Genomic DNA, 19,294 nt, shown 5'->3' on the forward strand with positions numbered 1-19,294 from the left:
GGCGAAATTCCAGCTTTGCGCCTCTTTGCTCCGGTTTGCCTCAAATTCGTCCCAAGTTTCCCACATATCATGACCCAACAGAACTCCTCCTACACCTGGGCCGGCCGTTTCTCCGAGCCCATGTCCGACCTGGTCAAGCGCTACACCGCCTCCGTCGATTTCGACCAGCGCCTGTGGCGCCAGGACATCAACGGCTCCCTGGCCCACGCCCGCATGCTGGCCAAGCAGGGCATCATCGCCGCCGCCGACCTGGCCGACATCGAGAAGGGCATGGCCCAGATCGTGGAGGAGATCGAATCCGGCAAGTTCGAATGGTCCCTGGACCTGGAGGACGTGCACCTCAATATCGAAAAGCGCCTCACCACCCTGGTGGGCGACGCCGGCAAGCGCCTGCACACCGGCCGCTCCCGCAACGACCAGGTGGCCACCGACATCCGCCTCTGGCTGCGCGACACCATCGACACCATCGTCGAACTGATCAAGGCTTTCCAGACCGCACTGCTGGTCCTGGCCGAGAAGGAAGCCGCCACCCCCATGCCCGGCTCCACCCACCTGCAGGTGGCCCAGCCGGTGACCTTCGGCCACCATCTGCTGGCCTACTTCGAGATGACCCAGCGGGACAAGGAGCGCTTCCTCGACTGCCGCAAGCGGGTGAACCGCCTGCCCCTGGGCGCCGCCGCCCTGGCCGGCACCACCTACCCCATCGACCGGGAATTCGTCGCCGCCCAGCTGGGCTTCGACGGCGTCTGCGAAAATTCCCTGGATGCCGTTTCCGACCGGGACTTCGGCATTGAATTCTGTGCCGCCGCCTCCCTGCTGATGACCCACTTCTCCCGCCTCTCGGAAGAACTGGTGCTGTGGATGAACCCCCGTTTCGGCTACGTCAAGATCGCCGACCGCTTCTGCACCGGCTCTTCCATCATGCCCCAGAAGAAGAACCCGGACGTGCCGGAACTGGCCCGGGGCAAGACCGGCCGGGTGAACGGCAGCCTCATCTCCATGCTGACCCTGATGAAGGGCCAGCCCCTGGCCTACAACAAGGACAACCAGGAAGACAAGGAACCCCTGTTCGACGCCGCCGATACGGTCATCGACACCCTGCGCATCTTCGCCGACATGATGGGCGGCATCGAGGCCCGGCCCGAGCGCATGCGCGGCGCCCTGGCCGAAGGCTTTGCCACCGCCACCGACCTGGCCGACTACCTGGTGAAGAAGGGCCTGCCCTTCCGCGAAGCCCACGAAGTCGTCGGCGCCGCCGTCAAGGCTGCCGAGACCCAGGGCAAGGACCTGGCCGACCTCACCCTGGCCGAGCTGCAGGCCTTCTCCCCCCTGGTGCAGAGCGACGTGGCCACCTGCCTGACCATCGAAGGCTCCCTGGCCGCCCGCAACCACATCGGCGGCACCGCCCCCGAACAGGTCAAGGCCGCCATCGCCCGGGCCAAGGCCCGGGTGTAAGCTAGCGACAATAGCAACACAACGCTGCTCCGCCGCCCCGGCGGAGCAGCGGGGCAAGCAGTCCCTGCCCGCATTCCGCCTCACCTGCCTCATCCCGCTTCAGCTGTCGCCGCCTGCAATAACAAACATGGAGCCTGACAGTCCCATGGAAAAGATCGGCAAGTACGACGTCATCCGGGAACTGGGCCGGGGTGCCACCAGCACCGTGTTCCTCGCCCACGATTCCTTCGCCGACCGCGACGTGGCGGTCAAGCTGGCCTTTCCCGAAGTCCTCAAGGACCCGGAACGGGGCAAGCTCTACTCCCACCTCTTCCTCAACGAAGCCTCCCTCGCCGGCAAGCTCAACCATCCCCACATCGTGCAGATCTACGACGCGGTGGTGGAGGAGAACCTGGCCTACATCGTCATGGAGTACGTGCCCGGCGGCACCCTGGAGGATTTCTGCGACCCAGCCAAGCTGCTGCCGGTGGAGCGGGTGGTGGAGATCATCTTCAAATGCACCCGGGCCCTGGATTTCGCCTTCCGCCTCGGCATCACCCACCGGGACATCAAGCCGGCCAACATCCTCCTGGCCGAATCGGACGCCCGGGGCTTCTCCGGCGACATCAAGATTTCCGACTTCGGCGCCGCCCTCACCGCCGGCACCGACCGCACCCAGGTCTCGGGCATCGGCTCCCCGGCCTACATGTCGCCCCAGCAGGTCAAGGAACAGCCCCTGGACCACCGCACCGACATCTATTCCCTGGGCGTGGTGATGTACCAGATGCTCACCGGCCAGCTGCCCTTCCAGGCCAGTACCAACTACAACATGGTGTACCAGATCATCCATCTGGCGCCGACGCCGCCCGGCCAGTTGCGCCACGACCTGCCGCCGGCCCTGGAGGCCATCGTGCAGAAGGCCATGGCCAAGGACCTGGACGACCGCTACGCCACCTGGGAGGAATTCGCCCACGACCTGGCCCAGGCGGTGCGCAACAAGCAGCTGCAGGCCCGGCAGGACGAGTTCGCCGACACGGAGAAGTTCGACACCCTGCGCGCCCTGCCCTTCTTCGCCGGTTTCTCCGACGTGGAGATCTGGGAAGTGCTGCGCTTCTCCCGTTGGGACAAGGTGACGCCGGGAGACGTCATCATGCGCGATGGCGAAAAGGGCGACTTCTTCTGCTTCCTGGCAGAAGGGGAACTGAAGGTGACCAAGGGCGGCAAGATCCTCAACCTGCTCACCGCCGGCGACTGCTTCGGCGAGATGGCGGTCATCGCCGGCGGCCACAAGACCCGGGGCGCCGACGTGGTGGCCCTGACCCAGGCCAAGATCGTCACGGTCAAGGGCGAAGCCCTGCACAAGGCGTCGGAAACCTGCCGCATGCACTTCTACCAGTCCTTCCTGGAAGTACTGGCCAGCCGCCTGGCCCTGGCCAACGCCCGCCTCGCCGCCTTCTAGGCGCCTTCCGGTCGCCCCGCCCTAGCGCAGGGTGAACAGGTACTTGGCCTTGGGCTCCGGGGCCGCAGCCACAGGCTCGGCCGGGTCCAGCGCCATGGCCTGGCGCAGTTTGCCCGCCAGCTGGGCCAGTTCCTCCTGGCCCGAGCCTTCGGCCAGGGCCACGATGGCCCGGGCGTATTCCTTGTTTTCCTTCATGTAATCCACATCGGTGATGCGGTTGAGGCTGCGCCGCATCAGTACGTGGATGCGCCCGATCAGGGCGAATATTTCACTGTCGCTGCTCATGGCCGTTGCGTCCTCATTCCAGATGCTCGCCGTGCTGGGAAATGTCGAGGCCGTCCCGCTCCTCGTCCTCCTCCACCCGCAGGCCCACCAGCAGGCTCACCACCACCAGCACGGCGGCCGTGGCCACGGCGCTGAAGAGGGCGGTGGCGCTGACACCCAGCAGCTGCTTCAGCACCGAACCGTGGGCACCGCCAATGGCCGGACTGGCGAAGACGCCGGTCATCAGGGCGCCGACGATGCCGCCCACGGCGTGGATGCCGAACACGTCGAGGGAGTCATCGTAGCCGAAGACCCGCTTCAGGGCCGTGGCCCCCACATAGCAGGTGAGGCCGCCGGCAATGCCGATGAAGAAGGCGCCGCTGGGCTCGACGAAACCGGAAGCCGGAGTCACCGCCACCAGGCCGCCGACGGCGCCGGAAATGATGCCCAGGGCGCTGGGCCGGCCCCGTACCACCCACTCCACCACCATCCAGGACATGGCGGCGGCAGCCGAGGCCACCTGGGTCACCAGCATGGCCATGCCGGCCCGGGAATCGGCCGCCAGGGCCGAACCGGCGTTGAAACCGAACCAGCCGACCCACAGCAGGGCCGCCCCTACCACGGAGAAGGCCAGGCTGTGGGGCATCATGGGTTCGCTGCCGTAGCCCAGGCGCTTGCCGATGAGGATGGCTGCCACCAGGCCGGCCACCCCCGCATTGACGTGCACCACCGTGCCGCCGGCGTAATCCAGCACCCCCATCCGGGCCAGCCAGCCATCCGGCTCCCACACCCAGTGGGCCACTGGGGCATAGACGGCGAGGGACCATAGGGCGGCAAACAGCAGCAGGGCGGAAAAGCGCATGCGCTCGGCAAAAGCCCCCACCACCAGGGCCGTGGTGATGATGGCGAAGGTCAGCTGGAACATGAAATAGACGGTTTCCGGGATGGGCGCCTCGCTGACGCCGGCCAGGCCGTCCAGGCTGAGGCCGTGCAGCAGCAGCCGGTCCATGCCGCCGACGAAAGCGCTGCCAGGGCGCAGGGCCAGGGTGTAGCCGAGGGCCATCCAGGTCAGGGTGACCACGGCGGCCACGGCAAAGACCTGGGTCATGGTGGACAGCACGTTCTTCTTGCGCACCATGCCGGCGTAGAACAGGGCCACCCCGGGCAGGGTCATGAGCAGCACCAGGGCCGAGGAGGTCAGCATCCAGGCCGTGTTGGCCCCGTCGGCATGGACCGGCAGGGGCACCTTCTCCGCCACCACGGCCAGTGCCGGGGGGGCCGGCTCGGCGGGCGCCACTTCGCTGGCCTGGGCAATCATGGCCCCGGGCGCCAGGCCCACGGTATCCGAATACTGGGCCAGGGCCGGCGTGCCGACGGAAAGGAAGAGGGACAGGGAAACGAGCCAGCGCAGCAGAAACAGGGGCGGCAGCTTGCTCAGGACGGTCAACAGGGGGGAAAACGCGGGCGGTCGCATGTGCTCTCCATTCATTTAATTTTTCGAATGGATGCACTCCTGCAAACCTTATGCCAATTCAATCACCCAGCCATGCCAAAACAATTTATTGCGTCGCATCAGACACTTACCCAACCACCTCAAAATCACTCCGGGGACAGGGGCTGCCCAAGGCTGGTGCGGCGCCGCAGGCGGGCGCACCGGGATAGCCGCCCCGGCTGCCGTCAGCGGCTGCAATAGCTGGGCAGGCGCCAGGTGTCCTCGCGCACGGTCAGGGTACTGCGCACGATGCCAGTGGTGCCGTCGAACAGCACGTTGAAGCGGGCCGGCATGGCCCACACGTCGCAGTAGCGCCATTCCCACACCAGCTCATTGCGCCACTCAAAGAACTGCACCCAGGCCGGCGGTCCGAAGCGGCGCAGGATTTCCTCCTTGCCGTCCTCCCCGGCCCGCACCTTGGCGAACTCTTCCTCCACCAGGGCATTGTGCAGGGACCGCAGCTTGCCGTCCGGAGCGAAGACCAGCACCCGGGTGACGAAACCCAGGGGGGCGGTGGCGTAGAGCAGGCGCTCGCCGCCGTCGGCCTCGGGGAAGCGCACGGTGGGCGCCCCCCAGGCGGCCACCACCTGATCGCGGGAGGTCTCGCCGGGGCGCAGGGGCTGGCCGCCGCAGGCAGCCAGCAACAGGGGCAGCAGAAGGATGAGGAGGATTGGACGCATGAATCGAAGCATGAACCAGTCGGCCGGACAGGGCAAGGTGACCCAGGTCACATACAGGGCGCCCGGCCCTCCCCATACTTGGAATATCAGAAAAACCTCATATATCAGGAGCAGCCATGAGCAAGTCCTTCACCACCATCACCGGCGACGTTTCCAAGGCTCTCGCCACCCTGCGCAAGGAAATCCCGGACACCATGCAGGGCTTCAACGCCATGGCCAAGGGCGCCCTCCAGGGCGGGGCCATCGACGAGCTGCACAAGGAGCTGATCGCCCTGGCCATCGGCGTCGCCAGCCGCTGCGACGCCTGCATCGGCTTCCATGTGAAGGCCCTGATCCGCCTCGGCGTGACCAAGGAACAGCTGATGGAAACCCTGGGCATCTGTGCCTACATGGGCGGCGGCCCCACCCTGATGTATGCCGCCGAGGCGGTACGGGCCTACGAGGAACTGACGGCCAAGCTGCAACCCGCCGCCTGAGCCTCCGGGGGCGCTTCCGGCCGCCTCGGACGGCACTCAGGCCTAGGCGGAGTGCGCTTCCAGGCGGAAGCGCCGCAAGGTCTGGTGCAGGGCCTGGGCCAGGGCTTCCAGGCGCCGCGCCGTATCGGCCGCTTCGTGGGTGGCGGCGCTGTTTTCCTCCACCATCTGGGCCACCTTTTCCACATTGGCGGAAATGTCGCCGCCGGCATGCTTCTGCTCCCGCAGGGCGTCGGCGATGGTATTGACCGCCGCCACCACTTCCTGGGAACTGCTGCGGATGGCCTGCATGGAGTCGCTGGCCTGCTCGGCCATGGCGACGCCCTGCTCGACCCGGGCCGTGGCCCCGCCCATGGCGTCCACCGCCTCCCGGGCGGCATCCTGGACGCCGGCGATCATGTCGCTGATTTCCGTGGTGGCCAGGGCGGTCCGTTCCGCCAGCTTGCGCACCTCGTCCGCCACCACGGCGAAGCCCCGCCCTGCCTCCCCGGCCCGGGCTGCCTCGATGGCCGCATTGAGGGCCAGCAGATTGGTCTGCTCGGCCACCATGCGGATCACCTGGACCACGCTGGAAATCTGCTCGGAGCGGCTGCCCATGGCCTCGATGGAGCGGGCCGCGCCGCCCACCGCCACCGCCACGGCCTGCATCTCCGCCACGGTACGCAGAATGACGTCGTGGCCGTCGCCGGAAAGCTGGCCGGTGCTGTCGGAAATGGCATGGGTATGGCTGGCGCTGTCGCTGACCTGGGCGATGCTGACCGTCACCTGTTCCACCGCCGCCGCCATGGCAGCCGTGGCTTCGCTCTGGGTCGCCGAGCTCTGGGCCAGCTGCACCGAATTCACCGACAGGTCCCGCGCCGCCTCGGACACCTCCCCCGCATTGCCCTGGATCTCGCCCACCATGGCCCGCAGGCTGTTGCGCATGGTGGCCAGGGCGGCCATCAGGCTGTCGCCCCGGTCCTGGGGATGCAAGCGCAGGTCGGCGCTGAGGTCGCCCTCGGCCAGGCGCTGCACCAGGGCCTTGGCCTCCTCCGGCTCGCCCCCCAGGGGTCGGGTGACGCTGCGGATGATCCACAACGCCAGGGCCGTGGCCAGGACGATGGCGGCCGCCAGGAAGACCAGCATCAGGTTGCGGGCCTGGGCATAGACCTCCCGGGCCGTGACGGCGGATTCCTCGAACAGCTCGCCCTGGAAGGCGACGAAGGCATCCACGGCCTGCACGTAGGCTTCCAGCTGGGGCATGCCCTCGCTGGCGAAGAGGCGGCTGGCCTCTTCCCGCCGCCCGGCTTCCAGCAGTTCCAGGACCTTCGGATAGGTGCCGGCAAAGGCCAGGCGCTTGGTCTTCAGGTCGGCCACCAGCTGCTTGCCCTTGGGGCGGTAGAGCAGCTTTTCCAGGATATCCAGGCGCTGGTTCACCATGTCCCGGTAGCCGACGATTTTCTGTTTCTGCTCGGCCAGGCGGGAGGTATCGTGGAACAGGGAGAACATGGTGCGAGCCACATCGTTGGCAGCGTAGGCAATGTCCTTGGCCATCTCCACCTTCTGCCAGTCCTTGGCGGCCATCTTCTCCACCTGCTCGTTCACCCGGGCCAGGGCCTGCAGCGCCACCAGGACCGCGGCCGTCAGGATCAGGGAAAAGATCCCGAAGCCCAGGGCCAGCCGCCCTCCCACCGTCAGCTTGCGTGCCATGTTGTCCCCTCCTATTTTTGGAAGGGCCCATTTAGCACTTTGGAATAACACAAAAACATAACCCAGATCAATTCCGGGCACTAAAGGCGGCACCAATGAAAACGCCGCCCTCCTTGCGGAGCGCGGCGTTGCGGGGAACGGAGCGGAACAGGCTCAGGCCTGGGCCACGCCTTCCAGCATCTGCTGCAGTTCGCCGGCCTGGAACATCTCGCGCATGATGTCGCAGCCGCCGACGAACTCGCCCTTGATGTAGAGCTGGGGGATGGTCGGCCAGTTGGCGTAATCCTTGATGCCCTGGCGGATTTCCGGGTTCTCCAGCACGTTCACGCTGTAGAACTGGTTCACGCCGCAGGCCTTGAGAATCTGCACGGCGGTGGCGGAAAAGCCGCACTGGGGGAACTGGGGGGTGCCCTTCATGTACAGCACCACCGGATTGCCGGTCACCTGTTCCTTGATCACTTGTTGTGCATCCACGCTTCTAAACTCCAGTCGTTGAATCGGTTGGTTAATCTGGCAGCCTGCCGCCGCTGACCCGCTCGATGCCGGCCAGGTCGCGCCAGGAAGTGACCTCTTTGAACCCGCCGGCGCCGAGAAGTTCGCGGACTTTTTCCGCCTGGTCGTAGCCGTGTTCCAGCAGCAGCCAGCCACCGGGCACCAGGTGGGCGGGCGCCCCCTCGATGATGGCGCGCAGACAGGAAAGTCCGTCGCCGCCGTCGGTGAGGGCCCCGTTGGGCTCGAAGGGCAGGCCGTTCTGGGAGAGGTGCGGGTCCTGGGCCGCCACATAGGGCGGGTTGGAGACGATCAGTTCGAACTGTTCCCCCGCCAGGCCGGCGAACCAGTCGCTGTGGCGGAACTCGACCCGGGCACCGAGACGCTCGGCATTCTCCCGGGCCACTGCCAGGGCGGCGGGGGACACATCCACCGCCGTCACCTTGGCCTCGGGCCACTCGCAGGCAATGCTGACGGCGATGGCACCGCTGCCCGTGCCCAGGTCCGCCACCCGGGGCCAGGCCAGGGGCTTGAGGCGTTCCAAGGCCTGCAGCACCAGCAGTTCGGTGTCGGGCCGTGGGATCAGCACGTCGGGCGTCACCTTGAAGCTGCGGCTGAAAAACTCCCGCTCGCCGGTGAGGTAGGCCAGGGGTTCGCCCCGCTCCCGGCGCATGACCAGGGCCATGAAGGCCTCGGAATCGGCGGCAGCCAGGGGCTCGTCGGGGCGGGTGAGGAATTCCACGTGGCTGATGCCCAGGCAATGCTGCAGCAGCAACCGCGCATCCAGGGGGGCGATGCGGCGCCGCACCTGATCCACCGCCTGGCGCCGGGTGAGGCCGGCGCTGCCACTCGCGGCCACCATCTCAGCCCTGTTCTTCGGCCAGGGCGGCCAGCTGTTCGGCCTGGTGTTCGGCCAGGAGGGCGCCGGTCAGTTCTTCCAGGTCCCCGTCCATGATCTGGTCGATCTTGTACAGGGTAAGGTTGATGCGGTGGTCGGTGATGCGCCCCTGGGGGAAGTTGTAGGTGCGGATGCGCTCGGAACGGTCGCCGGAGCCCACCAGGCTCTTGCGCGTGGCGGCCTCCTTGGCCTGCTGCTCGCGCACCTGCACGTCCTTGATGCGGGCCGCCAGCACTTTCAGGGCCGAGGCCTTGTTGGCGTGCTGGGAGCGGCCATCCTGGCACTCGGCGACGATGCCGGTGGGCAGGTGGGTGACGCGCACGGCGGAGTCGGTCTTGTTGATGTGCTGGCCGCCGGCGCCGGAGGCCCGGTAGGTGTCGATGCGCAGGTCCGCCGGATTCAGTTCCACGTCGGCCACCTCGTCCACCTCGGGCATCACCGCCACGGTACAGGCGGAGGTATGGATGCGGCCCTGGGTTTCGGTGGCCGGCACCCGCTGCACCCGATGGCCGCCGGATTCGAACTTGAGCTTGGAATAGGCGCCGAGGCCGGCGCTATTGCCGGCAATGCGCACGATCACTTCCTTGTAGCCCCCCAGGTCCGACTCGTTGGCGGAGACCACTTCCACCTGCCAGCGCTGGCGCTCGGCGTAGCGGCTGTACATGCGGAAGAGGTCGGCGGCGAACAGGGCCGATTCGTCGCCGCCGGTGCCGGCGCGGATTTCCAGGAAGATGTTGCGCTCGTCGTTGGGGTCCCGCGGCAGCAGCAGCTTCTGCAGGTCCAGTTCCAGTTCCGGCAGGCGGGCCTTGGCGGCTTCCACTTCCTCTTCCGCCAGTTCCTTCATGTCCGGATCGGCCAGCATTTCCTGGGCTGCGGCCAGATCGGCCTCGGCCTGGCGGAAGGCGCCATAGAGGCTCACCACCGGCTCCAGCTCGGCCCGCTCCTTGGACAGCTTGCGGAACTGGTCCATGTCCTTGGCCGCTTCCTCGCTGGAGAGCAGGGCATCCACCTCTTCGAGGCGGCGGGTCAGTTGGTCGAGCTTTTCGCGGATGCTGGGTTTCATGGGCAATCAGTAGGCGACAGCCACCCACGGCATGGGGACGGGCGCCGGGCGCCCGCGGGCCCTACTCGCCGTGATGCAGGTGGAAGAGACGGGTGATGAGGTGCTGCAGTTCGCCCCGCTCCTCCCCGGCCTGGCCGAGGACCTGGGTGGGGGCGTGCAGGAACTTGTTGGTGAGGCGCTGGGACAGGGCTTCCAGCACCTTTTCCGGATTCTCGCCCTTGGCCAGGAGCTTCAGGGCATGTTCCATCTCGTGGCGCCGCATGCGCTCGGCGGAGTCGCGCAGGGCGCGGATCACCGGCACGCTGTCCCGGGTGTCCAGCCAGTGCAGGAACTGGCCCACCTGGGTGGTGATGATGGATTCGGCCTCCACCACGGCGGCCTGGCGGGACTCCAGGCCCGCTTCCACCACCTGGGCCAGATCGTCCACGGTGTACAGGAAGACGTCGTCCAGTTCCCCCACCTCGGATTCGATGTCCCGGGGCACGGCCAGGTCCACCATGAACACGGGCTTGTGGCGGCGCGCCTTGACGGTGCGCTCCATCATGCCCAGGCCGATGATGGGCAGGGGGCTGGCGGTGCAGGAGACGACGATGTCGTACTGGGGCAGATGCTCGGCCAGGGCATCGAGGCGGATGGCGGTGGTGGGGATGCCGTCCGCCGCCAGCCGGTCGGCCAGGGCCTGGCCCCGCTCCACGGTGCGGTTGGCGATGGTCACCTGCTTGGGCTTCTGGGCCGCGAAGTGGGTGGCGCACAGCTCGATCATTTCGCCGGCGCCGATGAAGAGAATGCGCTGGTCGGCCACGGATTCGAAGATGCGCTCGGCCAGATGCACGCCGGCGGCGGCCATGGAGACGATGTTGGCGCCGATGGCGGTGGTGCTGCGCACTTCCTTGGCCACGGCGAAGGAGCGCTGGAACAGCTTGTTGAGCATGGTGCCCAGGGTGCCCGCCTCTTCCGCCACCCGCACCGCATCCTTCATCTGCCCCAGGATCTGGGGTTCGCCGATGACCATGGAGTCCAGGCCGGAGGCGACGCGGAAGGCATGGCGCACGGCCTCGGGCTGGGGCAGGGTGTACAGGTAGGGCTGGATGGTGCTGCGGGGCAGGCGATGGTATTCGGCCAGCCAGTCGGCGGCGGCTTCCGGCGTCTCCGTGGCGCAGTACAGCTCGGTGCGGTTGCAGGTGGAGAGGATCGCCGCCTCCTTCACCGGCTTGGCCCGCACCAGCCCGGCCAGGGCCTCGCTCAGGGTTTCGGCGTGAAACGCCACCTGCTCGCGCACGGAGACGGGCGCCGAGTGATGGTTGATACCGAGAGTGAAAAGGGCCAGGGACATGGAGGGGGCTGAAGAAAATCTGGAGCGGATTATAACACCGGCCCCGGAGGGGGCTTTTCTGATGAACATCAAGAGCGGAGCCGATTCCCGTCTGTCATGCTCACTCCGGCTGGCGGCTGTCCAGCACCAGGGTCACGGGGCCGTCGTTGTCCAGGCTCACCGCCATGTCGGCGCCGAAGACGCCGGTGGCCACCGGCCGCCCCAGGCGTTCCTGCAGCAGGGCGACAAAGCGGTCGAAGAGGGGCTCGGCCGCCTGGGGACCCGCCGCCCGGCTCCAGGAGGGCCGGTTGCCCTTGCGCGTCGAGGCGAACAGGGTGAACTGGCTCACCGCCAGCACCTCGCCCCCCACCTCCTCCAGGCTGCGGTTCATGACGCCCTCGGCGTCGGCAAAGATGCGCAGGCGCAACAGCTTGCCCACCAGCCACTCCATGCCGGCGGCGGTGGCCTCCGGCTCGGCCGCGTCGGCCGTCTCGATACCCACCAGCAGCAGCAGGCCGGGGCCGATCTGGCCCACCACCTGCCCCTCCACCCGCACCGCGGCCCGGCTCACCCGTTGCAGCACCACCCGCATGGGCTCAGGCGTCCTGCAGCAGGATCAGGTGCACCCGGTAGGGGCCGTGGGCGCCCAGCACCAGGGTCTGTTCGATGTCGCCGGTGCGGGACGGGCCGGAAACGAAATTGACGGCCCGGGGCGGCGCTCCCCGCTCGGCGCGCAGGCGGGCCCAGCCCTCCTCCATGCCCCACACCAGGCTGGAGGCCGGCACCAGGGCGACGTGGGTTTCCGGCAGCAGGCTGGTGACGCCGTGGTTGTCCACCTCGCCCAGCAGCATCAGGGTGCCGGTTTCGGCGATGGCGCAGTAGCAGGTGGTGAGGCCCAGGCGGTCATCGCCGCGGGCCGCGCCGATCCTGATCTCCAGGCCGGCTGCGGCCCAATCCAGATGGGCCAGGGCGGGCCAGGCCACGCCCTGGCGCGGCAGATTCTGGGCCGCCAGGTAGCGGGCCAGGGCAGCCGGGGCGTCGGCCCAGCCGGAGACCACGTCCACCGTGCTGGCCAGGGCTTCGGCGCGGCGGCGGAACTCGCCCAGCAGATCGGCGCGCTCCGTCGGCCGGGGGCCCTGGCGCTGGCCGGGGCGGGCGGCCAGGACGGCGGCGACCCGCTGCTTGCGGGCTGCGGCCTCGTCGGCGCCGAGGCGCAGGCGCACGCGGTTGAGAATGTCGTTGCGGGCGGACATGGAAACTCCTTAGGCGACGCGGTTCGCCGCACCGGGAGTCATGGCTCCCCGGGCGAAGGCTTCAAGGTTGTCGATCAGCTGGTCGGCCAGGGCCTGCATGGCCGGGGCGCTGGCCCAGGCCACGTGGGGCGTCAGCAGGAAATTGGGGGCAGCCAGCAGGTCCGGGGACAGCAGGGGGTGGTCGTCCGTCGGCGGTTCCGCGGTGAGCACGTCGAAACCGGCGCCGGCGATCCAGCCCTCCCGCAGGGCCCGGGCCAGGGCGGCCTCGTCCACCAGGCCGCCGCGGGCGGTGTTGATGAGCAGGGCCGAGGGCTTCATCGCCTGGAGCTCCGCCGCCCCGATCAGGTGGCGGGTCTCGGCCGTCAACGGGCAGTGCAGGCTGAGGGCATCGGCTTCGGCCAGCACGGTCGCGAACGCGGTGTAACCGGGACGCACCATGGCAGCCCCCTTCCGTTCGGCCTGCAGCACCTTCATGCCGAAGGCCTGGGCCAGACGCACCACGCCCTGACCCAGGCTGCCACCGCCGACCACCCCCAGGGTGGCGCCGTGCAGGTCCCGGATGGGATGGTCGAAGAAGCAGAACTGTTCGGCACGCTGCCAGCGTCCTTCGGCCACGCTCTGGCGGTAGGCCAGGAGGTTGCGGGAGAGGGCCAGGAGCAGGGAAAAGACGTGCTCGGGCACGGTGTGCACCGCATAGCCCTGGATGTTGCTGACGACGATGCCCTGTCGCCGGGCCGCCTCCAGATCCACGTTGTTGGTGCCGGTGGCGGCCACCGCCACCATTTTCAACTGGGGCAGCCGGGCCATCAGGGCGCCGCTGATGGGCAGCTTGTTGACGATGGCGATGCTGGCCCCGGCCAGGCGCTCTTCCAGCTGCGCCGCCGTGGTGCGGGCGTACTCGGTCCACTCGTGGGCGAAGGCGGGGCGCCGCACCTCGGCACGGATGGATTCCCGCTCCAGATAGACGATGCGGTGCATGGGTTCAGTCCTGCAGGGCGGCCTGCAGGGTGCCGGTGACGGCGGCCGGAGCCAGGGCCACCAGGGTGCGGGCACCGATCAGGGACTGGATTTTTTCCGCCAGTTCGGCGGCGCCGGCAAAGGCCAGCAGGTCCACACCCGGATGCTCGGCCAGGGCCTTGAGCACCGCTTCGTCGCCCTGGACCAGGTTGCAGGCGCCGTCAGGCACGCCGGCCCGGGTGAACAGCTCGGCCAGGGCCAGGGCACAGGACGGGGCCAGGGGACTGGGCTTGAGCACCACCACGGCGCCGGCGGCCAGGGCCGAGGCGGCCAGGGCGGCGGGGGCCAGCAGGGGCGCCACGTTGTCGCTGAGGCCGGCCACCAGGCGGGGCTGGCCGTGGGGCGCCGGCATCTGGCGCAGGCAGGCGATGGTGGCAGCCACTTCGGCCTGGGCCACGCCCTGGTCGCAACCGGTCTCTTCCACCAGCAGCTTGGCGAAATGGCCGGCGTAGCGGTCCAGGCTGTCGGCCACGCTCTTGAGGCAGCCGCGGCGGGTTTCCACGTCGGCGGCGGACCAGGTGGGCAGGGCCAGGCGGGCGTTGTCCACCGCCGTCGCCACCTCGTCGGCGCCGCACAGGGGCACCTTGCGCAGCACTTCGCCGGCGGCGTTCTGGATGTCGCGGAACACGGGAGCCATGGTCAGGTAGGCGCGGCCGCCGATCCACAGGGGCAGGGCCGGGGCTTCGTTGGGGGTGAGCATCATGGTGGCTGTCCTCAATAATTTGAAAATTCGTCTGGCCCCGGAGCGTAGGCGGGATCGGCGGTCAATACCTTGATCCGCTTCAATCCTGGCCGGCGCCGGGTGTTCGGCTCAATCCTGCGGGCGGCGGGCGGCGTACAGCTCGCGGAAGGTCTTGCCCTGGGGCGCCGGGAAATCCCGTCCCCGGCTCCATTCGGGCACGCCGGGCAGGGTGCGGATGGAGGCCTTGCCGCCGGCCAGCAGCTTCAGGGCCCGGGCGCCGAGGCCGGCGGCCAGGGCGTACAGGCGCGGCCGGGCGGCGAAGAAGCCCCAGGTGCGCAGGGCCCAGCGTTCCTGCCAGGGGCGCAGTTCCGTTTCCATCTGCTTTTCCCGCAGCTTGCGCAGCAGTTCGGGCAGGGGAATCTTCACCGGGCAGACGATGCTGCACTGGCCGCACAGGGTGGCCGCCTGGGGCAGGTCCGGCGCCTGTTCCAGGCCGGTGTAGAGGGGCGTCAGGACCGAGCCCATTGGGCCCGGATAGACCCAGCCGTAGGCGTGGCCGCCGATGCTCTGGTACACCGGACAGTGGTTCATGCAGGCGCCGCAGCGGATGCAGCGCAGCATCTCCTGGAAATCGCCGCCCACCAGGCCGGCGCGGCCGTTGTCCATGAGCACGAAGTACATGTGCTCGGGGCCTTCCACCGCGCCCTCGGCCCGGGGGCCGGTGAGCAGGGAGACATAGTTGGAGATGGTCTGGCCGGTGGCGGAGCGGGTCAGCAGGCGCAGCAGGGCGGAGAGGTCTTCCAGGGTGGGAATGACCTTTTCGATGCCAACCACCGCCACATGGACCCGGGGCAGGGTCGTCACCATGCGGCCGTTGCCTTCGTTGGTGACCAGGGCCACGGAACCGGTTTCGGCCACCAGGAAATTGCCGCCGGTGATACCCATCTCGGCGGAGAGGAAGTGTTCCCGCAGGGCCACCCGGGCTTCCCGGGTCAGGGCCGGGATGTCGATCTGGCCTTCCGGCGTCACCGGGCGGCCGTGGCAGCGGGCGAACAGTTCGTCCACCTCTTCCTTGTTCTTGTGGATGGCCGGCGCCAGGATGTGGGAGGGCGGTTCCTTGGCCAGCTGCAGGATGTACTCGCCCAGGTCCGTTTCCACCGACTGCACCCCGGCGGCCTCCAGGCCCTCGTTGAGGCCGGCCTCCTCGGACAGCATGGACTTGGACTTGATGACCTTCTTCACCCCGTGGCGCTTGGCGATGTCCACGATCAGCTGCTGCGCCTCCCGGCCGTCCCGGGCCCACAGCACGGTGGCGCCGGTGGCGGTGGCTTTGGCCTCGAAGGCCTCGAGCCAGGCATCCAGGTCCGTCAGGGCCGTATCCCGGATCTCGGCACCGATGCCGCGCAGGGTTTCGAAGTCGCCGGCCTGGCCGACGCTGTCGAATTCGGCCACCACCCGGGCCCGGCCGCCGACGAAGAGTTGCTTGGCGCCGCCCAGCTTGGACTGGAGGGCCGGATCGGCCAGGCGCTCAGCCGCCCGGGCGCGAAATTGGAGGGACTTAACTTCCACGAGAAGAGCCTTATGCAGGGAAGGGCAAGAAAAAAGTCAAAAATATATTGCGACGCACAATTCCATAATGCGAAAATTGCCCGTCACGGCTGCGAAAGCCGAATTATAGTGCTCCCGGGAACAAACCCAGGGATGCGATAAAGAAAGCGACCGAGAGAACATGGCAGAGAGTGCAAGCAGTGCAGGCAAGGCCAGCCCCCGGGCTGCCGCCAAGACGGCCGGCGAGAAGCCGGAAAGCCGCAGTTCCATCCAGGTGATCGAGCGCATGATGTCCCTGCTCGACGCCCTGTCCGCCCAGCCGGACCCGGCCAGCCTCAAGCAGCTGGCCCAGGCCACCCAGCTCCATCCCTCCACCGCCCACCGCATCCTGGCGGCCATGACCCACGCCCGCTTCGTCGAGCGCCACGACCAGGGCACCTACCGCCTCGGCATCCGCCTGCTGGAGCTGGGCAACCTGGTCAAGTCCCGCATCAATCTGCGGGAAGTGGCCCTGCCCTTCATGCAGACCCTGCACGAAACCATCGGCGAGGCCATCAACCTGGGCGTGCGCCGGGACGACGAGATCGTCTATATCGAACGCACCTCCAGCGGCCGCTCCCTGGTGCGGGTGGTGTACCTGGTGGGCGGCAGCGCCCCCCTGCACCTGACCTCCGTCGGCAAGCTGTTCCTGGCCGAGGCCGGCGCCCAGGAGGTGAAGGAATACGCCAAGCGCACCGGCCTGCCAGGCAAGACGCCCCACTCCCTGACCACCATGGCCGCCCTGGAAAAGGAACTGGACAAGATCCGCCGCCACGGCATCGCCTTCGACAACGAGGAAGCGGAAATCGGCCTGAAGTGCGTTGCCGCCCCCATCCACGACGACGAGGGCCATCTGGTGGCCTGCCTCTCCGTCTCCGCCCCCACCGACCGCCACAATCCGGACTGGGTGGACCAGGTGCGGCGCACCGCCGACGAAATCTCCCAGGCCCTGGGCTACAGCAAGCCGCGCAAATAGGCGGGTGGCGGGCGACAGCGCCCGGCCCCGGCAAAAGAAAAAGGCCGCGCAATGCGCGGCCTTTTTGCTGGGTGCCGAAAACTCAGGCGCGGCTGGTTCGGCGACCGAGGGAGGCGCTTTCCATCCAGCGCTTGATGCGGTTGGCGTCGCCGATGCGGGTCATCTTGCCGGCGGAATCCAGCAGCACGATGACCACCGGGCGCTCGGCCACCCGGGCCTGCATCACCAGGCACTTGCCCGCTTCCTGGATGTAGCCGGTCTTGGACAGGCCGATATCCCAGGTGGTGCTCTTCACCAGGGCGTTGGTGTTGTGGTACTCCAGCAGGCGACCATTGGTTTCCACCATGGCGCCGGAGGTGGTGGAGAACTCCCGGATCAGGGGGTAGGTATGGGCCGCGGCCACCATCTTGGCCAGATCGTTGGCGGTGGACACGTTGTTGCTGGTGAGGCCGGTGGGATCCTGGAAGTGGGTGTCCATCATGCCCAGGGAGCGGGCCTTGCGGTTCATGGCTTCGACGAAGGCATGCAGGCCGCCGGGATAATGCCGCGCCAGGGTGTGGGCGGCCCGGTTCTCGGAAGACATGAGGGCCAGCAGCAGGGCGTGTTCCCGGGTCAGCACGGTGCCGACGGAAAGGCGGGAGCGGCTGCCCTTGAGGGTGTCGATGTCCTCTTCGCCGATGGTCACCGGAGCCGACAGGTTGGGCTGGGAATCCAGCACCACCATGGCGGTCATCAGCTTGGTGATGGAAGCGATGGGCACCACGGCGGAGGCGTTCTTCTGGTAGATCACTTCGCCGTTGCCCTGGTCCAGAACCAGGGCGGCGCTGGACTGGACGGCCAGGCGCTGGGCTTCGCCGAAGTCGGCGGGAACGGCGGAAGCACGGCGCACATTGGAGTTGCGCACGTTCTGGGAAATCACTTTGGGCTTGCTGGCGGTGGCCGGCTTGCTCGTCGAGGCCTTGACCGGCTTGGCGGCCTTGGCGGCGGGGGCGGATTTTGAAGTCTTGCGTGCCTTGGACTGGGAGGCTTCGGCGGCCGGCGGAACGGCCACGGCAACAGCTGCCAGACCCAGCAGCAATGCGGGAATGAACGTCTTCCGCATTTATTTCTCCTGCGAGGTGTCGGGTTACAGGGATTTTACGTCAGTTTAATCAGAGTTCTTAATACTTCAAGAAAAATAATGAGATGGCACAGTTTCCTTAAGCAATTCAACAGGTTTCAACCCAGGTCAAGGAAGGCCCGCACCTCGTCGCCCCGGGCCAGGGTGTCCCGGTAGCCCAGATCCATCAGGGCCTGGGTGTAATCGGCCTGAAACAGGAGGTAGCTGGTGAGGGCGCCGCCATTGCGGCGCAGGGCACCGATGCCGGAAAGCAGGGTTTTCACCGGCCAGGGCAGGCTGCGGGCGTGGCGCGCCGCCAGGTGGTCGAGCCGCTCCGAGGGCGACAGCACCAGGGTCTGGATCGGCCGCAGGGCCAGGCCCGAGGCCTGCCGCACTTCCGGCGGGATGACCGAGAGGGTGCGGTTGATGCGGGTCAGGCGTTCGATATCCACCGCCAGGCCGTCGAGGAAAATGGAGGACAGGGCGTGGCCCGCCACCTGGGCCAGGGACGGGTAGCCTTCGCCGCCGCCCCGGGCCTGGCGCTCCTGGCCCAGGCGGCCGGCGGCCACTACCAGGATGCGTTCGGCCCCCAGGTGGATGGCCGGGGCGATGGGCGCCAGCTGGCGCATGGAGCCGTCGCCGAACCACTCCCGGTTGAGCTTCACCGCCGGGAAGATGAAGGGAATGGCGCAGGAGGCCATCAGGTGTTCCACCGTCAGGCGGGCCCGGGCGCCGACCCGCTGGGCCCGCTCCCAGGGGTCGATATGGGCCAGGCCCTGGTAGAAGCTGACGCTCTGCCCGGAGTTGTAGCCGGAGGCGGTGATGCACAGGGCCTGCAGGGCGCCGCTGCCCACCGCCCGGTCGATGCCGTGGAAATCCAGCTCCCCGGCCAGCAGTTCGCGCAGGGGGCCGTTATCGAGCAGGGAGCGGGGATTGCGCCGCAGTAGCCAGCCGAAGGCCAGGGCCGAGAGCCAGCGGGCACCGGCGATGCCGACGCCGAGGGCGTCGCCGCGATAGACCCGGTTGACCTCCATGGCCTCCCACACCCCCACCAGGCGCTGCACGGCGCCGCGAAAATTTTCCGCACCGCAGGCCAGGCCGGCGGCATTGATGGCGCCGGCGGAAGTGCCGCAGATGATGGGGAAGGGATTGCGCCGGGCATCGGGCAGCAGTTCGGCGATGGCCCGCAGCACTCCGGCCTGATAGGCGGCCCGGGCGCCGCCGCCGGACAAGACGAGGGCGGTGGCACCGGCACTGCCGGGAGGCAGGGAGGACGGGGAGTTTGAAGGGGAGTCGGCCATCATCCCAGTGTAAGGCGGGCCCCGGGCGGGATCACGTTGCAATGCAGCAGGGACGGGCCTCGCCGCCATGGCCGGCCCAGGCATGGCGCCCCGCCTGGGCCGGCGGGCAGACGTAAAAACGCCCCG

At 68.1% G+C, this 19,294-nt stretch carries 19 protein-coding genes; 4 read left to right on the top strand and 15 right to left on the bottom strand.

Going from position 1 to position 19,294, the window contains the following annotated elements; genetic code table 11:
* Nucleotides 1-69 precede the first annotated feature (69 nt).
* Nucleotides 70-1,455, top strand: coding sequence for an argininosuccinate lyase (gene argH / locus EV678_RS08250; RefSeq protein WP_130459141.1), 1,386 nt, complete (start codon nucleotides 70-72; stop codon nucleotides 1,453-1,455).
* Nucleotides 1,456-1,582: 127 nt separating this feature from the next.
* Complete coding sequence (locus tag EV678_RS08255; protein WP_207222215.1) at nucleotides 1,583-2,893, top strand: protein kinase domain-containing protein; 1,311 nt, start codon at nucleotides 1,583-1,585, stop codon at nucleotides 2,891-2,893.
* A 21-nt stretch (nucleotides 2,894-2,914) separates the two neighbouring features.
* On the opposite strand, the gene EV678_RS08260 is transcribed toward EV678_RS08255, so the two are convergent.
* From EV678_RS08260 to EV678_RS08270, 3 genes are all read right to left on the bottom strand, one after another.
* The gene (locus EV678_RS08260) at nucleotides 2,915-3,178 is read right to left on the bottom strand and encodes a hypothetical protein (RefSeq protein ID WP_014235238.1); all 264 of its coding nucleotides are present in this window, start codon (nucleotides 3,176-3,178) and stop codon (nucleotides 2,915-2,917) included.
* Nucleotides 3,179-3,191: 13 nt separating this feature from the next.
* Nucleotides 3,192-4,631 (bottom strand): ammonium transporter, encoded by a 1,440-nt coding sequence (locus EV678_RS08265; protein ID WP_130459142.1) that lies wholly within the window; start codon nucleotides 4,629-4,631, stop codon nucleotides 3,192-3,194.
* Nucleotides 4,632-4,834: 203 nt separating this feature from the next.
* Nucleotides 4,835-5,329, bottom strand: coding sequence for a hypothetical protein (locus tag EV678_RS08270; RefSeq protein ID WP_130459143.1), 495 nt, complete (start codon nucleotides 5,327-5,329; stop codon nucleotides 4,835-4,837).
* 116 nt (nucleotides 5,330-5,445) lie between these two features.
* On the opposite strand from EV678_RS08270, the gene EV678_RS08275 reads away from it, so the two are divergent.
* Nucleotides 5,446-5,805, top strand: a complete 360-nt coding sequence (locus EV678_RS08275) for a carboxymuconolactone decarboxylase family protein (RefSeq protein WP_014235241.1) — start codon at nucleotides 5,446-5,448, stop codon at nucleotides 5,803-5,805.
* Nucleotides 5,806-5,847: 42 nt separating this feature from the next.
* On the opposite strand, the gene EV678_RS08280 is transcribed toward EV678_RS08275, so the two are convergent.
* The 10 genes from EV678_RS08280 to EV678_RS08325 all read right to left on the bottom strand — a co-directional run bounded on the left by EV678_RS08280 (nucleotide 5,848) and on the right by EV678_RS08325 (nucleotide 15,774).
* On the bottom strand, nucleotides 5,848-7,491 hold the full coding sequence (locus tag EV678_RS08280) for a methyl-accepting chemotaxis protein (RefSeq protein WP_130459144.1): 1,644 nt from the start codon (nucleotides 7,489-7,491) through the stop codon (nucleotides 5,848-5,850).
* Between the two features lie 153 nt (nucleotides 7,492-7,644).
* Nucleotides 7,645-7,965, bottom strand: a complete 321-nt coding sequence (gene grxD / locus EV678_RS08285; RefSeq protein ID WP_014235243.1) for a Grx4 family monothiol glutaredoxin — start codon at nucleotides 7,963-7,965, stop codon at nucleotides 7,645-7,647.
* Between the two features lie 31 nt (nucleotides 7,966-7,996).
* Entirely contained in the window at nucleotides 7,997-8,842 is an 846-nt protein-coding gene (gene prmC, locus EV678_RS08290; RefSeq protein WP_130459145.1) for a peptide chain release factor N(5)-glutamine methyltransferase, read from the bottom strand.
* Nucleotide 8,843: 1 nt separating this feature from the next.
* On the bottom strand, nucleotides 8,844-9,941 hold the full coding sequence (prfA, locus tag EV678_RS08295) for a peptide chain release factor 1 (RefSeq protein ID WP_130459146.1): 1,098 nt from the start codon (nucleotides 9,939-9,941) through the stop codon (nucleotides 8,844-8,846).
* A 61-nt stretch (nucleotides 9,942-10,002) separates the two neighbouring features.
* Entirely contained in the window at nucleotides 10,003-11,268 is a 1,266-nt protein-coding gene (hemA, locus tag EV678_RS08300; protein ID WP_043798505.1) for a glutamyl-tRNA reductase, read from the bottom strand.
* Between the two features lie 106 nt (nucleotides 11,269-11,374).
* Complete coding sequence (gene dtd, locus EV678_RS08305) at nucleotides 11,375-11,845, bottom strand: D-aminoacyl-tRNA deacylase (RefSeq protein ID WP_130459147.1); 471 nt, start codon at nucleotides 11,843-11,845, stop codon at nucleotides 11,375-11,377.
* A gap of 4 nt (nucleotides 11,846-11,849) precedes the next feature.
* The gene (locus tag EV678_RS08310) at nucleotides 11,850-12,506 is read right to left on the bottom strand and encodes a LutC/YkgG family protein (RefSeq protein ID WP_130459148.1); all 657 of its coding nucleotides are present in this window, start codon (nucleotides 12,504-12,506) and stop codon (nucleotides 11,850-11,852) included.
* A 9-nt stretch (nucleotides 12,507-12,515) separates the two neighbouring features.
* On the bottom strand, nucleotides 12,516-13,484 hold the full coding sequence (locus EV678_RS08315) for a D-2-hydroxyacid dehydrogenase (RefSeq protein ID WP_130459149.1): 969 nt from the start codon (nucleotides 13,482-13,484) through the stop codon (nucleotides 12,516-12,518).
* A gap of 4 nt (nucleotides 13,485-13,488) precedes the next feature.
* Entirely contained in the window at nucleotides 13,489-14,226 is a 738-nt protein-coding gene (locus tag EV678_RS08320) for an aldehyde dehydrogenase family protein (protein WP_014235250.1), read from the bottom strand.
* A 108-nt stretch (nucleotides 14,227-14,334) separates the two neighbouring features.
* A complete protein-coding gene (locus EV678_RS08325; RefSeq protein ID WP_130459150.1) occupies nucleotides 14,335-15,774 on the bottom strand; it encodes a LutB/LldF family L-lactate oxidation iron-sulfur protein in 1,440 nt (479 codons plus the stop codon).
* 160 nt (nucleotides 15,775-15,934) lie between these two features.
* Here EV678_RS08325 and EV678_RS08330 point away from each other — a divergent pair, with 160 nt between their 5' ends.
* Entirely contained in the window at nucleotides 15,935-16,768 is an 834-nt protein-coding gene (locus tag EV678_RS08330) for an IclR family transcriptional regulator (protein ID WP_014235252.1), read from the top strand.
* A gap of 82 nt (nucleotides 16,769-16,850) precedes the next feature.
* Here EV678_RS08330 and pbpG read toward each other — a convergent pair whose 3' ends face one another.
* Both pbpG and EV678_RS08340 read right to left on the bottom strand, forming a co-directional pair.
* Entirely contained in the window at nucleotides 16,851-17,870 is a 1,020-nt protein-coding gene (gene pbpG / locus EV678_RS08335; protein WP_014235253.1) for a D-alanyl-D-alanine endopeptidase, read from the bottom strand.
* 116 nt (nucleotides 17,871-17,986) lie between these two features.
* Nucleotides 17,987-19,168 (bottom strand): patatin-like phospholipase family protein, encoded by a 1,182-nt coding sequence (locus EV678_RS08340; RefSeq protein WP_014235254.1) that lies wholly within the window; start codon nucleotides 19,166-19,168, stop codon nucleotides 17,987-17,989.
* Nucleotides 19,169-19,294 lie beyond the last annotated feature (126 nt).

The sequence above is a fragment of the Azospira oryzae genome (assembly GCF_004217225.1).
Lineage (GTDB): Bacteria > Pseudomonadota > Gammaproteobacteria > Burkholderiales > Rhodocyclaceae > Azospira > Azospira oryzae.